The sequence below is a fragment of the Nocardia sp. NPDC058058 genome (genome assembly GCF_042885355.1).
In the GTDB taxonomy this organism is placed as follows: domain Bacteria; phylum Actinomycetota; class Actinomycetes; order Mycobacteriales; family Mycobacteriaceae; genus Nocardia.
On the sequence record NZ_JBHVSA010000001.1, the window covers coordinates 16,725 to 31,809 of the forward strand.

At 66.2% G+C, this 15,085-nt stretch carries 12 protein-coding genes and 1 pseudogene; 12 read left to right on the plus strand and 1 reads right to left on the minus strand.

The genetic code is table 11. The features are described 5' to 3' along the window. Positions 1-417: 417 nt before the first annotated feature. The 9 genes and pseudogenes from ACFVUS_RS00090 to ACFVUS_RS00130 all read left to right on the plus strand — a co-directional run bounded on the left by ACFVUS_RS00090 (position 418) and on the right by ACFVUS_RS00130 (position 11,182). Positions 418-1,311: a ParA family protein gene (locus tag ACFVUS_RS00090; RefSeq protein ID WP_387765327.1), complete on the plus strand. Its 894-nt coding sequence runs from the start codon at positions 418-420 to the stop codon at positions 1,309-1,311. Between the two features lie 167 nt (positions 1,312-1,478). Next, entirely contained in the window at positions 1,479-2,345 is an 867-nt protein-coding gene (locus tag ACFVUS_RS00095; RefSeq protein WP_387765330.1) for a segregation and condensation protein A, read from the plus strand. A 209-nt stretch (positions 2,346-2,554) separates the two neighbouring features. Then, complete coding sequence (scpB, locus tag ACFVUS_RS00100; protein WP_387765332.1) at positions 2,555-3,199, plus strand: SMC-Scp complex subunit ScpB; 645 nt, start codon at positions 2,555-2,557, stop codon at positions 3,197-3,199. 315 nt (positions 3,200-3,514) lie between these two features. Continuing rightward, the gene (locus tag ACFVUS_RS00105) at positions 3,515-3,934 is read left to right on the plus strand and encodes a hypothetical protein (RefSeq protein WP_387760903.1); all 420 of its coding nucleotides are present in this window, start codon (positions 3,515-3,517) and stop codon (positions 3,932-3,934) included. Between the two features lie 83 nt (positions 3,935-4,017). Continuing rightward, positions 4,018-4,830, plus strand: a pseudogene (locus tag ACFVUS_RS00110) (pseudouridine synthase); the annotation flags it as partial. Between the two features lie 65 nt (positions 4,831-4,895). Further along, on the plus strand, positions 4,896-5,564 hold the full coding sequence (gene cmk / locus ACFVUS_RS00115; protein WP_387765334.1) for a (d)CMP kinase: 669 nt from the start codon (positions 4,896-4,898) through the stop codon (positions 5,562-5,564). Next, on the plus strand, positions 5,561-6,976 hold the full coding sequence (gene der, locus ACFVUS_RS00120; RefSeq protein WP_387760904.1) for a ribosome biogenesis GTPase Der: 1,416 nt from the start codon (positions 5,561-5,563) through the stop codon (positions 6,974-6,976). The genes cmk and der overlap by 4 nt, the downstream gene beginning before the upstream one ends. 110 nt (positions 6,977-7,086) lie before the next feature. Then, a complete protein-coding gene (locus ACFVUS_RS00125) occupies positions 7,087-9,306 on the plus strand; it encodes a bifunctional serine/threonine-protein kinase/ABC transporter substrate-binding protein (protein ID WP_387760905.1) in 2,220 nt (739 codons plus the stop codon). Positions 9,307-9,508: 202 nt separating this feature from the next. After that, the gene (locus ACFVUS_RS00130) at positions 9,509-11,182 is read left to right on the plus strand and encodes a hypothetical protein (RefSeq protein ID WP_387760906.1); all 1,674 of its coding nucleotides are present in this window, start codon (positions 9,509-9,511) and stop codon (positions 11,180-11,182) included. Here the strand turns inward: ACFVUS_RS00130 and ACFVUS_RS00135 are convergent. Then, the gene (locus ACFVUS_RS00135; RefSeq protein ID WP_387760907.1) at positions 11,161-11,901 is read right to left on the minus strand and encodes a TetR/AcrR family transcriptional regulator; all 741 of its coding nucleotides are present in this window, start codon (positions 11,899-11,901) and stop codon (positions 11,161-11,163) included. The genes ACFVUS_RS00130 and ACFVUS_RS00135 overlap by 22 nt on opposite strands. Before the next feature lie 107 nt (positions 11,902-12,008). Here ACFVUS_RS00135 and ACFVUS_RS00140 point away from each other — a divergent pair, with 107 nt between their 5' ends. From ACFVUS_RS00140 to ACFVUS_RS00150, 3 genes are all read left to right on the plus strand, one after another. Then, positions 12,009-12,959 carry an ABC transporter ATP-binding protein gene (locus tag ACFVUS_RS00140; RefSeq protein ID WP_387760908.1) on the plus strand — a complete coding sequence of 317 codons (951 nt, stop codon included), beginning with the start codon at positions 12,009-12,011 and terminating at the stop codon, positions 12,957-12,959. A gap of 35 nt (positions 12,960-12,994) precedes the next feature. Then, positions 12,995-13,723: an ABC transporter permease gene (locus ACFVUS_RS00145; protein ID WP_387765336.1), complete on the plus strand. Its 729-nt coding sequence runs from the start codon at positions 12,995-12,997 to the stop codon at positions 13,721-13,723. Between the two features lie 489 nt (positions 13,724-14,212). Then, positions 14,213-14,968, plus strand: a complete 756-nt coding sequence (locus ACFVUS_RS00150; RefSeq protein ID WP_387760909.1) for a 1-acyl-sn-glycerol-3-phosphate acyltransferase — start codon at positions 14,213-14,215, stop codon at positions 14,966-14,968. Positions 14,969-15,085: the final 117 nt, after the last annotated feature.

Consider the following 15,085-nt stretch of genomic DNA (forward strand, 5'->3'; position numbering starts at 1 on the left):
GTCCCTGACGCGTGTTCCCGGGCAGGATGGACATCGATGTGCCCAGCCGTGACGAATCGGTCGTGGGCCGGGGAGGCTTCACCGCATGTTTTCACCCCGTTCGGCTCGGATTCGGGCGTAACCCTGCCGATGCCGGTGTCTGGCCGCAGAATGGGTCAATCCCGAAGGGCTACAACAGGAAAGCGGCCCCGACCAGCGTCAGCGCAGGACTGGACGGCTTTTTCCCTGTCTGAAGTGCAGGTTTAGGGTGCGTGTCCGAACGTGGGTCCGGGAGCGACAGACGGTAGCGTCTGTTGGATACCGGTCCGCACACGCGGCCGGGCGCGCCGCCCACCGGCACTTCGGGCGGGGCGGGGCAAGGGCAGGAACGTCGAAGGAGCAGCGGACGTGACGAAAGCCGGTGGTGCGGGCCAGCGGATCGAAACCGCCGCGCAAACCCTGTGGGAGGCGCCGGATGTCGCCAGCAGCGCGGAACTCGGTCCGACCGGACGTCCTTTGCGTGAGATCGCGGAGCCGCCCGCACCCGATCACACCGGGGACGCGCTGATTGTCGCCATGTGCAATCAGAAGGGCGGGGTCGGTAAGACCACCTCCACCATCAATCTCGGTGCGGCACTGGCCGAGTACGGCCGCAAGGTGCTGCTGGTGGATCTGGATCCGCAGGGCGCGCTCTCGGCCGGATTGGGTGTGGCGCACCATGATCTGGATCAGACCGTGCACAATCTGCTGGTCGGTCCGGGCAAGGTCAGCGTCGATCAGGTGCTGATGAACACCAAGGTCGAGAATATGGACCTGCTGCCCAGCAATATCGATCTCTCGGCGGCGGAGATCCAGCTCGTCAACGAGGTGGGTCGCGAGCACACGCTCGGGCGGGCGCTGGCGCCGCTGCGCAGCCGCTACGACTACATCCTCATCGATTGCCAGCCGTCCCTGGGTCTGCTCACCGTGAACGCGCTGGCCTGCGCGGACGGTGTGATCATTCCGATGGAGTGCGAATACTTCTCGCTACGTGGCCTGGCGCTGCTCAATGACACGGTGGAGAAGGTGCGGGACCGGTTGAATCCGGAACTGGCCCTGTACGGCATCGTTGTCACCATGTTCGATGCCCGCCTCCTGCATTCCCGGCAGGTGATGACGCGTGTGGTCGAGGTCTTCGGCGACCTGGTCTACGACACGGTGATCTCGCGTACCGTGCGCTTCCCCGACGCCAGCGTCGCGGGTGAGCCGATCACCACCTGGGCGCCCAAATCCGGTGGCGCGGAAGCGTATCGGGCCATGGCGCGGGAAGTCATCCTCCGGTCGGGCCGTTGAGCGATGCGTTCGAACCCGCGCCCGCAACCGACCCGGTGGACGTGAACACACCGCTGTCCGAGGGTCCCGATGCCGTGGGTGGCATTGTCGCGGATATCGTCTCCGCCGAGGATTCGGACATTGCCGTGGATTCGGGAGTGGTCGTGGATTCGGGAGTGGTCGCGGATATGGTCGCGTCGGCCGAAGAGCCCGCAGAACCGGTCAATTCGGACAAGAAGACCGGATTTCACCTCCAGCTGAGCAACTTCCAGGGCCCGTTCGATCTGCTGTTGCAGCTGATCAGCTCGCGCCGGCTCGATGTCACCGAGGTCGCCCTGCACAAGGTGACCGACGAATTCATCGCCTACACCAAGGCTTTGACCGCCAGCATGTCCACCGAACACGGTCTGCGCGCGGACAAGATCCTGGATCAGACCACCGAATTCCTGGTCGTGGCCGCGACCCTGCTCGATCTCAAGGCCGCGCGCCTGCTGCCCTCGGGCGAGGTCTCCGATGAGGAAGACCTGGAACTGCTCTCGGCCCGCGACCTGCTGTTCGCCCGCCTGCTCCAGTACCGCGCCTTCAAACAGGTGGCGGAGTTGCTGGGCGAGTTGGAGGCGGCTGCGCTCCAACGCTATCCGCGCGCGGTCTCGCTGGAAGAGCGCTACCTGGAGCTGTTGCCGGACGTTACGCTGGGAGTCGATGCCGCGGGTTTCGCGGAGGTCGCCGCGGCCGCGTTCCGCCCCCGCCCGATCCCCAAAGTGGGCCTGGACCATCTGCACAACCACTCCATCTCGGTGGCCGAACAGGCCGCCCTGGTACTGGAAATGCTCAAGGCCCGCGGCATAGGCGGCTGGACCACCTTCGCGGAGATCTGCCACGACTGCGAGGTAGCGGTGCAAATCGTCGCCCGCTTCCTGGCCCTGCTGGAGCTCTACCGCGGCAAAACGATCGAGTTCGATCAGTCCGATCCACTCGGCCCGCTCTCGGTGAGCTACGTGGGCGAGCCGAACGACCGACCCGAACCGGTAACCATAGAGGAGGACTACGGGTGACCGAGGCAGTGCGGAACCTGGATGACGCGACCCCGGAGCCGGGTGGTGAGAGCGACGTCCTAGGTGACATTGCCCACGACACCGGGGGTGTGGTGCGGGAGGCCGATGTGGCCGTGTCGGATGTGGATGGGACCACCGTGGAGTCCGATGGGGTGGCGGACGGGTCGTTCGGGGAGGCGTGGCAGACGAGTCTCGAGTTCGGGGACGAGGTGGATCCGCTCGACTCGGAAACGTTGGACGAGGTCGAGTTTCGGGGGGCGCTGGAGGCGATGTTGCTGGTGGTGGACGCGCCGGCGCCGGTGGATTTGCTGGCGAGCGCGGTGAACGCGACGGCGTTGCGGGTGGAGACGGCGCTGCGGGAGATGTCGGCCGAATTGTCCGATCGGCGCAGTGGCATGGATCTCAGGTTCGTGGGGGATGGGTGGCGTTACTACACGCGGCAGGAATTCGCGCCCTATGTGGAACGTATGCTGTTGGACGGCGCACGTTCGAAGCTCACTCGCGCTGCCTTGGAAACCCTGGCGGTTATCGCCTATCGTCAACCGGTTACCCGGGCCCGTGTGAGTGCGGTGCGCGGCGTGAATATCGACGGCGTGATCAGGACCCTGCTGGCGCGGGGGCTGGTCGCGGAGGCCGGAACGGACCCGGAGACCAACGGCACTTTGTACGTCACGACCGAACTGTTCCTGGAACGGATCGGACTCGCGTCCCTGGCGGATTTGCCGCCGTTGGCGCCGCTGCTCCCGGGCGTCGACCTGATCGACGAGATCAACGAGAGCCTGGATACGGACCCACGGTTCACCAGGCTGAAAAAACCAGCCGAGTCGAATATCGACCTCGGCACCGAGGATTGAAATAGGACAACGTGAATACTCCCGCTCGCCGAGATGGCACACCGGACCGTAGTAAACGTAATTTCGAATCGCCCCGGGGCGGTTCGCAGGCCGCCCGAGGCCGGACCGACAGGTCCGGGGCCTCGCGTGACGGCGATTCATATGGCAGTTCGCGCGGCGGCTCGGCCCCGCGTGGTGGATCACGCGGAGACTCCTCTCGCGGATCCTATGAAGGCGCGCGCGGTGATTCGCGCGGTGGTAGTGGCTACGGCGGGTCGCGCGGCGACTCCCGCGGTGGCTCGGGTTCGTACGGCGGCGGTTCGCGCGGGGATTCCCGTGGCGGCTCCGGTTCGTACGGTGGCGCGCGTGGTGATTCGCGCGGTGGCTCGGGTTCGTATGGCGGTGGCTCGCGTGGTGATTCGCGTGGCGGTTCCGGTTCGTATGGCGGTGGCGCGCGCGGTGATTCGCGTGGCGGTTCCGGCTTCGGCGGTGCGCGTGGTGATTCGCGCGGTGGCTCCGGTTCGTACGGTGGTGCGCGTGGCGGCTCGGGTTCCTACGACTCTCGTGGTGGATCCCGCAGTGGCGGTGGCTCTTTCGGTGATTCGCGTGGCGCGGCCCCGTCCGCGCGCGGCGGTTCGGCTCCCCGGGGCGGCGCTCCGCGCACCGGCGATTCGCGAGGTGCGCAGGGCCGCACCGGTTTCGGCGCCGATCGCACCGGTTTCGGTCAGGATCGCAATGCCGCGCGCGGTCGCATAGGCGGCGGTCGCCCGCTCGCGCCGAGCACCTCTCCCGCGCCGAAGAAGAAGGTGCATCGCCCGTCGCCCGCACTGCCGGTGATGTTGAGCAATGCCAAGCCCGCCCGGCATCAGCATGTCGAGGAGGAGAACCGCGACACCCGGAAGAAGCTTCCGTGGGGCGAGGGTGAGCGCCTGCAGAAGGTGCTCGCCAAGGCCGGTGTCGCCTCGCGGCGCGTGGCCGAGGACATGATCGAGGCCGGTCGTATCGAGGTCGACGGTCGCATCGTGACCGAGCAGGGCCTGCGCATCGATCCGGAGAACGCGGTCGTTCGTGTCGATGGTGTGCGTGTCGTCGTTCGTGACGAGCAGGTGTACCTGGCCCTGAACAAGCCCAAGGGCTGGCAATCCACCATGTCCGACGAGATGGGCCGCCCGTGCGTCGGCGATATCGTCGCCGAGCGGATCGCGGCCGGGCAGCGCCTGTTCCACGTCGGCCGCCTGGACGCCGATACCGAGGGTCTGCTGCTGCTCACCAATGACGGCGATCTGGCGCACCGCCTGATGCATCCGTCGTACGAGGTGTCCAAGACCTACCTGGCCACGGTCAACGGTGAGGTCAATCAGCGCAATGTCAGCAAGCTGCTGCGCGACGGCGTCGAGCTGGAGGACGGTCCGGCCAAGGCCGACAAGTTCCAGGTGCTCGAGGTCGGCCAGGGCAAATCGCTGGTGAAGATCGTGCTGCACGAGGGTCGCAAGCACATTGTGCGCCGCCTGCTGGCCGAGGTCGGCCATCCGGTGACCGCGCTGGTGCGTACCCATGTGGGTCCGGTGGCGCTGGGTGATCAGCGCCCGGGTGCGCTGCGTGTTCTTGGTCGTGACGAAATCGGGAAGCTCTACGAGGCGGTGTCGTTGTGAACGGTGTGGGAACTGTGAAAGATCGGCTCAGCGGACTCACCGGCGTCGCGCCGCTGGTCGTGGCCATGGACGGCCCGTCCGGCACCGGCAAGTCGAGTGTGTCGCGCAAGCTGGCGACCCGGCTCGAGGCCCGGTATCTCGATACCGGCGCCATGTATCGGGTGGCGACGCTGCGCGTGCTGCGCAGCGGTGTCGATCTCGATGACGCGGATGCGATCGTCGCCGCGGTCAAGGAATTGCCGTTGACCATCGGCACCGATCCGAGCCGCGAGGTGATTCTGCTCGACGGTGAGGATGTGTCGGGGGAGATCCGCGGCAATGCGGTGACCAAGGCCGTGTCCGCTGTGTCGGCGGTGTCCGAGGTGCGCGATCAGCTGGTGGCGTTGCAGCGCGAGATCGCCGCCGCCGCGGGCCGAATCGTGGTGGAGGGCCGCGATATCGGCACCGTCGTGCTGACCGATGCCGATGTGAAGATTTATTTGACCGCGTCCGCCGAGGCCCGTGCCTCGCGCCGCAATGTGCAGAACATCGCGGAGGGTCGCGGTGATGATTTCGAGGCGGTGCTGGCCGATGTGCAGCGCCGCGACAACCTCGATTCCACCCGCAAGGTGTCGCCGCTGCGTCCGGCCGAGGACGCGGTGCTGGTCGACACCAGCGAGCTGAATATGGACGAGGTTATCGACGAGCTGTACCGCGTTGTCGGACAGCAGATTTCGGCAGGAGGCGCGCAGTGACGCAGGACACCTTCGCCGGTGATGGCATCTGGTCGGACGAAGCCGATTGGGATATCGCCGAATTCGAGGGCGAGCAGGACGCCGAGCATGTACCCATGCCGACGCTGGCCGTGGTCGGCCGGCCGAACGTGGGTAAATCCACGCTGGTGAACCGTATTCTGGGCCGCCGCGAAGCGGTGGTCGAGGATGTTCCGGGCGTTACCCGCGACCGCATTTCGTACGAGGCCACCTGGGCCGGACGGCGTTTCCTGGTGCAGGACACCGGCGGCTGGGAGCCCGACGCCAAGGGTCTGCAGCAGTCGGTGGCCCGTCAGGCCGAGATCGCCATGCAGACCGCGGACGCGATCGTGGTGGTGGTGGATGCCGTGGTCGGCGCGACCGCGACCGATGAAGCGGTGGCAAAGGTGTTGCGCCGCTCCAAGACCCCGGTGATCCTGGTCGCCAACAAGGTCGACAATCAGAAGCTCGAGGCCGACGCCGCCGCGCTGTGGTCGATGGGTCTCGGTGAGCCCAAACTGGTTTCGGCCGCGCACGGTCGCGGTACCGGTGATCTGCTGGACGATATTCTGGCGGTGCTGCCCGAAACCCCGCGCGAGGGCAGCGGTTTGCAGGGCGGTCCGCGTCGCGTGGCGCTGGTCGGCAAGCCGAATGTCGGCAAATCCTCGCTGATCAACAAGCTGTCGGGCGTAGAGCGCTCGGTGGTGCACGATGTCGCGGGCACCACCGTCGACCCGGTCGATTCGCTGGTCGAATTGGGCGGTAAGCCTTGGCGTTTCGTCGATACCGCGGGTTTGCGCCGCAAGGTCGCCAATGCCAGCGGTACCGAGTTCTACGCCTCGCTGCGCACCCGGTCGGCGATCGAGGCCGCCGAGGTGGCGGTCATGCTGATCGACGCCTCGCAGCCGATCACCGAACAGGATCTGCGCGTGATCTCCATGGTGGCCGAAACCGGTCGCGCACTGGTGATCGCCTACAACAAGTGGGATCTGGTCGACGAGGATCGCCGCGAGCAGCTCGAGCGGGAGATCGACCGCGAGATGGTGCAGGTGCGCTGGGCGCAGCGGGTGAATATCTCCGCCCATACCGGTCGTGCGGTGCAGAAGCTGGTTCCGGCGATGGAGACCGCGCTGGAATCGTGGGATAAGCGCATTTCCACGGGCCGCCTGAACAATTGGCTCAAGGAGGTCGTGGCCGCGACCCCGCCGCCGATGCGTGGCGGGCGACTGCCGCGCGTCATGTTCGCGACCCAGGCGTCCACGCGTCCGCCGACGTTCGTGCTCTTCACCACGGGCTTCCTCGAGGCCGGTTACCGCCGGTTCCTGGAGCGCAAGCTGCGTGAGGAGTTCGGGTTCGACGGTTCGCCGGTGCAGGTGAACGTGCGCGTGCGCGAGAAGCGCGAGCGCAAGAAGTAATTCGCGAGCGGTGGTTCGCTCGGACAGGCCCCCGGTGCTGAACCGGGGGCCTGTCGCGTCCGTCCGGTGTACGGTTCCAGGGAATCTGTAGCTGCCGAGGGGACCGGGCGATGCGTGCGGGTGAGATTTTCGCGGGATACCAGGTCGAACGGCTGCTGGGCAGCGGCGGGATGGGTTCGGTGTATCTGGCCCGGCATCCGCGCCTGCCCCGCATGGTCGCGTTGAAGGTGCTGAGCCCGGAGTTCGCGGGGGACGCCGAGATTCGCGCCCGGTTCGAGCGCGAGGCGGAATTGATCGCCCGGCTCGATCACCCGAATATCGTCACGGTGTCCGATCGCGGGGTCGAGAACGGGCGACTGTGGATCGCCATGCAGTTCATCGACGGCTCCGATGCCGCCGCGCTGCTACCGCCGGAGTTGCCGCCGCCGCATGCGATTCGCATCGTGGGGGAGACCGCCAAGGCCCTGGACTACGCGCATACCGTCGGGGTGCTGCATCGAGATGTGAAGCCCGCCAACATCATGCTGGCCCGGCCGACCCTGGGTCATGAGGAGCGGGTGCTGCTCACCGACTTCGGCATCGGCCGCCTGCGCGATGACACCGCGCATCTGACCCGCACCGGAACACTCACCGCCACACTGGCTTACGCCTCGCCCGAACAGCTGTCGGGTATGTCGCTGGACCAGCGGTCGGATCAATACTCGCTCGCGTGCAGCCTGTACTGGCTACTGTCCGGTGCGACGCCGTTCCAATCCGGTACGGCCGCCGCGATAGTCGCGGGTCATCTGCATTTCCAGCCCCCGCCGATCAGTTCCCGCCGTGGCGGTCTGCCCACCTCGCTCGACGCGGTCTTCGACCGCGCCCTGGCCAAGAATCCGGCCGAACGTTTCGACACCTGCCGTGATTTCGCCGCCGCCGCGACCCGCGCCCTCACCGGCGTGCCACCGACCATGGTGTCCGCACCGCGATACGAAACCACCGCGCCCCCAACGATTATCGCATCGAACCCGGTCACTACGCCCCCGACGATGATCGATCCGAATCCGGTCCCGGCTACTTCACCACCGCGCCGGGGGAAATGGGTCGCTATCGGTGCGGCGGCGGTCGTGGTGCTGCTGGCGTTGTCCTTCGGAATCATCTGGGCTACAAGGGATTCGAAGTCCGCTGACAAGGGGTCGTCCAATTCTTCGGCGGGCGCGGCCATTCCGGCCGGAGGCGGGGAGATGACGATCACCCCGGGCGGCGGTATCCAACCCCTGATGCGAGTGGACGGGGACGGCAATCCGGCGAGCGCCGTCGATACTCCCTTGGACCCGGCCGGGGACGGTGGTGCGACCTGTCAGCCGACCAGTATCGCCATGGCCGGTGCGCTCACCGGCCCGAATGCCGCGCTGGGCCGCAATGTGCTCGGCGGCGTACGCCTGGCCGTCGATCAGTTCACCCGTAAGAATCCGGGCTGCGCGATCACGGTGAAGGAGTTCGACACCGCCGGAAATCCGCAAACCGCAGCCCAACTCGCCCCGAAGATCACCGCCGACCCCTCGATCGCCGCGTTGATCGGCCCGGCATTCTCCGGTGAGACCAAGGCGACCGGCGCGATCTTCAGCGCCGCCGGTCTCCCGTTCCTCACCCCGTCCGCCACCAATTCCCAACTCTCCCAGAATGGTTGGCGCACCTTCTTCCGCGGCCTCGCCGATGACGACTTCTCGGGCGTCACCATGGGCCGCTATCTCGCGGGTACCGCCGGTCACCACGGTGTCTGCGTGGTCTGGGACACCAGCGATTACGGCGTCGCCCTAGGCAAGGCCGTCACCACCGGCCTAGGCGCGGCCGCCGACACCAACTGCTCCTTCGCCCTCGACCCGCACGGCGATTTCAACGCCGCCGTAACCAAGATCGCCACCGCGGGCCCCGACGCCCTCTTCTACGCGGGCTACTACACCGAATCCGCCACCCTGCTCCCGCTCCTCCACACCGCGGGCATCACCGTCCCCTTCTATTCCGGCGACGGCAGCAACGACCCCGCCTTCGTGGACCGCGCGGGCACCGCCGCCGCGGGCGCCACCCTCTCCTGCCCCTGCGCCCCCGCCCCCACCGATTTCGCCACCGCCTACCGCACCCTCACCGGCTCACCCCCCGGCACCTACTCCGCCGAGTCCTACGACCTCACCGCAATAGTCCTGCACGCCATAGCCTCCGGCCACACCACCCACCCCGACCTACTCACCTACCTCACCGCCTACTCCGGCGAAGGCATAGCCCAAACCTACGGCTGGACCCCCACCGGCAACCCCACCAACCCCCGCCTCTGGCTCTACCGCATCGGCTGACCCCGTATTGCCCGGTCGGATGTGCGGGGTATCGTGGAGGTGTGATCAAGAGAATCGAGTTCATCTTCTTCCGGTGAGTGCAGTTGGCGGGCGCGGGACGCCCGGGCACCCGGATTCACTGTTCGAACACGTCAATGGGTTGTATTCGCGGTTTCCCGATCGGGCTCTGCCGTATGGCGGACAACCGCTTCCGGATGATGCCGTGGCACGGCGGGAGTCACGTGCGCCCTATACCGATCCGAAGGACGTTATTGCCGGGCTGTTGGCGGCGTATTTCACGGCGGGCGATGATGCTCCGGAGCGGTTGCATGCCGAGTTGAGCCGGCCGGGGCTTTCCTCGATCGGGCGGGTCGAGGGGGCGGCGCTGTTTCCCCTGCCCGATGGTGTCGACCCGGCACCGGAACGGCTGCGGCGGGCCGGGATGTGGCTGGTGCGCAACGGAACCGATCGGCGGGCAGTGCTGGTGGGGTTACTGCTACTGGAGGCCACGGCGCGGCGCGCGGATATTCCGGTTCTTCGGATGATGGGGCTGCTGCCTGATTTCACCGAGTCGGTGGTGCGGACGATTGCCGGGATCACCGGGACGACGGCGGATCTGGTGTGGCTGGCCGAGCGCGCCGGGGCGGAACGGCGGGGATATGTGATCCGCGCACTTGTCGACCGGGCCGATCCGATGGCGCGGCGCTGGCTGCTGCGTAATGCGCTGTCCGACTTCGGTCCCGGGGGCAATGAATTCGCCCTGCGGATCGCCGAGGTCACCCGCCTGGCCGATGCGCTGGTCGCGGTTGATCGCGATGATCGGTTGCGGGATCAGGCGATCGGGCTGATGCTGCGGATGACCAGGCATGATGATTACGGGACGGTGATCGACCGCTATCGTGACGCGCGGCGGGTGTTTGCGCTGATCGCGGCCGAAACCACCTGGATGGCACCGACATCGGAGCGTTGCGCGGAACTGGCCGCTGTTGTCGAGGAGTTGCGTACCGGGGCCTCCGCCTGTCTCGACTGGGCGCGGGGTGAACGCGAGGAGATACTGGAGCGTTTGCTGGTGGTGCTTCGCTCCCCGGCGTGGACGCGGACCCTGGACGAAGCCGAACGGGACGCGGGTTCGGAGACTTCCTATTCGGGATGGCGGGCGCGCTGGGCCCGCGCCGTGCTGGCGATCGGGCATGACGGCACGATGGCCGGTGCTATCGGTAACCCATTGCGCCGCTTCGAGATTCGTATCACGCTGCCGATTCCCCCGCGCTCGGGTGTTTTCGGGGGAGTGGAGACCCGGGTGCTGATCGACGGCCGCCCGATCATTGCCGACCTGTTTCATCAAGGTGCGGCGGAGCCGCCCGAGAAACTACTGCTCCGGGGTGAGCTGCGTGCCACGGAGGAGCCCCGCCGGGTGCGGCTGGCGGAGGCGTGGTGCACCGAAGGATGCTGTGGGGGACTGTATGTCACCATCGTGCGTGAGGGCGATGAGGTGGTCTGGCGGGATTGGGAACGGCAGTCCGGTGCGGGGTTGGCCGAGGAATTCCGTTTCGCGGCACCGGAATACGACCGGGAGATAGCGCGAGCCGAGGCCGATCACGGCTGGGAGTGGCCCGCGCGCACGCTGGCCCGGCTGGTCAACGCCGCGGTGCTCGAGGATCCGACCATCCTGGGCCGCTGGAATTGTTCGGTGGACTGGATCGGCGCGGTACTCGGCGAGTACGACGTGGCGAGGATCTGGCTGCTCGACGATTCGGGTGAGTACAGCGATCAATTCGGTTACGGACTGCATGCCGAAGTGGAAGATCTCGAAGGTCAGGCCCGGTCCGTCATCGAGGCGTTCCGGGTCGCTCATCCACGAAAAATGTTGGAGTATCAGCGGTCTCGTTTGGAGTAGTTGGCGATGTAGACCTCGTAGCCGTCCAGTAGGCGGTCCAGGGCGAAGCCGAAATCGCCTTCGTCCCATTGCATGTCGTCGTCTTCGAAGGCGTTGTTGGTGACCGCGCTGGTGACGGCGGGGTAGCGGGTGGGGTCCAGGACGGCGGCGAGGATGGCGCTGTAGTTCTTGTCGTCGTCGACGTGGCGCATGGTGTCGCGCAGGAAGCGGGCGCGGCCGACGACGAAGAAGGACAGGTTCGTCACCAGTTGCAGGCGTTGGGGTTCGGGGATGGGCAGGGCGGTGACGGCGGCCATGCCGGTTTCGAGCCAGTCCATATTGTTCGGGCCCAGCGGGGGACCGGTCACGGGGATGTCCATCCACCATTCGCGATTGCGGATGGCGTGGAATTCGGCCCAAGCCCAGGCCCGTAGGTTGGCGCGCCAACCGGCGTCGGCGGGCAGCTGGGGCGGGGGTCCGATGATGCGGTCGTGCAGGATCTCGATCAGGGTGTCTTTGCTGTCCACGTACCGGTAGAGGGACATGGGCGTGAAGCCGAGCTCCTTGGCGATGCGGCCCATCGAGATGGCGGCATAGCCCTCGGCATCGCCGATGGCGACGGCGGCGTCGACGATCTGGTCCAGGCTCAGTCCGCGTTTGGGGCCGCGGGTGCCGGGATCCTCCATGTTCCACAGCAGTTTGACCGATTTAGGCAGGACGCCTTCGTCGTGCCGATCCATTCGACCCTCCCGTTCTCGCGCTCCCGTACATCTTGCGCCATTCGGGAAACTGTGTAGCCTATATACATAGTGTAGACCATACGCAGTTTACGATTCGGGGGTTCCCCATGACAGTCAGTGACAGTCCCGCCATCGAGGTGTCCGGGCTGACCAAATCCTTCGGCGACCATCGGGTGTTGCGCGGCATCGATCTGAATGTGCCTGCCGGAACAGTCTTTTCACTACTCGGACCGAATGGCGCGGGCAAGACCACCGTGGTCCGGCTGCTCGTCACCCTGGGCCGCCCGGACGCCGGGCGAATGCTGGTGGGCGGGCACGATCCGGTCCGCGAGGCGGATGCCGTGCGCGGCATCATCGGTGTCACCGGTCAGAATTCGGCGGTCGACCCGGTGCTGACGGGTGCGGAGAATCTGCGCCTGGTGGGCAAGTTGCTACACCTCGGTGCCGCGGAAACCGCCAGGCGCACAACGCGTTTGCTGAAACAGTTCGATCTGACCGAGGCGGCGGGTAAGCGCACCGGTTCCTACTCCGGCGGTATGGTGCGCCGCCTGGATCTGGCGATGAGCCTGATGGGCGATCCGCGCATCGTCTTCCTCGATGAGCCCACGACCGGTTTGGATCCGCGCAGTCGGCGCGAATTATGGTCCGTGATAAGAGGTTTGGTGAATGACGGCGTGACGATCTTCCTCACCACGCAGTACCTGGAGGAGGCCGATCAACTCGCCGACCGCATCGCGGTCCTGGACGACGGCCGCATCGTGGCCGAGGGCACCGCGGGCGAATTGAAGAAGCTGGCCCCCGGCGGCCACGTCCGGCTGAGTTTCGCCGATGAACACGGCTTGGCGGCCGCCGCCCGCGTGGTGCGGTCCGCGCAGGCGGATATGGAGCAGTTGGTGCTGTCGGTGCCCTCGGACGGCAGCGTCGGCGATATCCGCAGGCTGCTGGAGCATTTCGACGACCATGACCTGTCCATCGGCCAATTGTCCATTCACACACCGGATCTCGACGATGTTTTCTTCGCGCTGACCGGTGACTCCTCGAAAGGCGCACAATCGTGAGCACTCTGGTTCGCGCGGCCCAGGATTCGGGCACGATGGTCGGCCGCAGTTTCCGGCATACCCTGCGCAGTCCCGACACCCTGCTGATGACGATCGTCATTCCGCTGATGATCTTGCTGATGTTCGTCTACGTTTTCGGCGGCGCGCTGAACGTGGGCGGCGCGTATATCGACTACGTGGTCCCCGGAATCATTCTGCTCTGTGCGGGTTTCGGTGCGGGCGGCACCGCCGTGGCGGTGTCCACCGATATGCACTCCGGCATTATCGATCGGTTTCGCACCATGGCGATTTCGCGATCATCGGTGCTCACCGGCCATGTGGCCGAGAGCGTACTGCGCAATATGATCACCACCGGCCTGGTGATTCTGGTGGCGGTGGCGCTCGGTTTCCGGCCCACGGCCGATCCCATTCGCTGGCTGGGCGTGCTCGGAATGCTCGCGGTATTCATTCTCGCGCTGTCCTGGCTGGCTGCCGCACTGGGGCTGCTCGCCCCGAATCCGGAGGCGGCCAATGGTTTCACCTTCAGCTTCATGTTCCTGCCTTACGTGAGTAGCGCTTTCGTGCCGGTGCATACACTGCCCGGCTGGTTGCAAGGCTTCGCCGAACATCAGCCCATCACCCCGATCACCGAGACCGTGCGCGGTCTGCTGATGGGAACGCCGGTCGGCCACAGCCCGGTGACCGCGCTGATCTGGTGCGCCGCAATAGGTTTGGTCGGATACCTGGCGGCAGGCACGCTGTACCGCCGTCGCGGCCTGAACTGATTCCGATCGCAGGGGGGTCCGGGAGCGCCCGGATCCCCGCAATATTCGACTACCCGGATATGCGCATCTAACTATGTGTCCCGGGCCTGCCATCTTATGTCGGCATTCCCGCTCACACCCGAATCATGCTGCGGATGTTGGGTTTCGCACACTTCCTAACAAGCAATTGCTTGGCTTGCTAACCTCGGAAGGGCAGGAGGACGGTGACGGGCATCGGTCGCAACGCAGCGACACGCGCACTGCCAATCCGGACCGCGCTGGACGCGGCCGTCAGGACTATCAATGGGGATGTTGTCCGGGGGCAATACATTTCGGCTCGACGTTGAGTAATTGAAACGTCGGCGTGTGTCGTCACGTGCCGCCCGTCATCGGCAAGGCGATACGACAGGACATTCCATGAACAACACACCGGTACTTCCGAACCCGAACCACCCACTGCTTCCCCTGGCTCGGGCCTATACGAATTACTTCACGCCGCGGGTGACGGGCGTGGATAACCTACCGGCGGCGGGGCCGGCGCTGGTGATCGGCAATCACTCGTCCATCTATTGGGCGCCCGAGGTGTGGATCACCTTCATGGCGGCGATGGATCGTCGCCCGAATGAGCCCACCTACGGCGTGGCGCATGAAATCCTTTTGCGCGCACCGGGTCTCGGTGACAGCCTGCGCGATTTCGGCGTCATCCCGGCGTCGCAGGAGGCGGCGACCGCGGGCCTCAAGGACGGCGGCGCGGTGATGGTCTACCCGGGTGGTGACTGGGAGGCGTGCCGCCCGTGGACCGATCGCGGCAAGGTCGATTTCGCCGGGCGCAAGGGATTCATCAGGCTCGCACTGAAATTGGGCGTGCCGGTGATTCCGGCGGTCGCCAACGGCGGTCACGATTCCATCTTCATCGTGAGCCGCGGTGAGCGCACCGCGCGCCTGCTCGGCCTGGATAAACTGGTGCGCGCCAAGGTGTTTCCGTACACCGTCGGCCTGCCGTTCGGCATCGCGCCGATTCTGCCGCAGATTCCGCTGCCCTCGCACGTGGACGTGAGCTTCCTGCCCGCCCTGGACTGGTCCACCCAGCCCGGTGATCCGGAGGACACCGAACTGGTGGATCGTCTCTACGAGCAGACCGTCGGCACCATGCAGACGGAACTGGATCGGCTGCGCGCGGCGACCCCGAATCCGGTGGCGACCGGTCTGAAGAACCACGTGGCCGCGCTTCCCGGTCCGCTCTCGGGTCTGGCGAATCTGCTGTAACCGGTCGCGGCGTGCGCGGCGGTCTCCCATCGTGAATTGTGGTTAACTCTCGGCTATTGCATGGTGGGCGGCTGTCCGTCCGCTGATCCGATATGTGTGGCGGTCACCCGTTGCGGG

Bases quoted from the DNA above. Each gene is read 5' to 3' on its own strand.
- ACFVUS_RS00095 (WP_387765330.1), top strand. From the start codon at position 1,479: ATGGTCGCGTCGGCCGAAGAGCCCGCAGAACCGGTCAATTCGGACAAG.
- cmk (WP_387765334.1), top strand. From the start codon at position 4,896: ATGGACGGCCCGTCCGGCACCGGCAAGTCGAGTGTGTCGCGCAAGCTG.
- ACFVUS_RS00125 (WP_387760905.1), top strand. From the start codon at position 7,087: ATGCGTGCGGGTGAGATTTTCGCGGGATACCAGGTCGAACGGCTGCTG.
- ACFVUS_RS00135 (WP_387760907.1), bottom strand. From the start codon at position 11,901: ATGGATCGGCACGACGAAGGCGTCCTGCCTAAATCGGTCAAACTGCTG.
- ACFVUS_RS00140 (WP_387760908.1), top strand. From the start codon at position 12,009: ATGACAGTCAGTGACAGTCCCGCCATCGAGGTGTCCGGGCTGACCAAA.
- ACFVUS_RS00145 (WP_387765336.1), top strand. From the start codon at position 12,995: ATGGTCGGCCGCAGTTTCCGGCATACCCTGCGCAGTCCCGACACCCTG.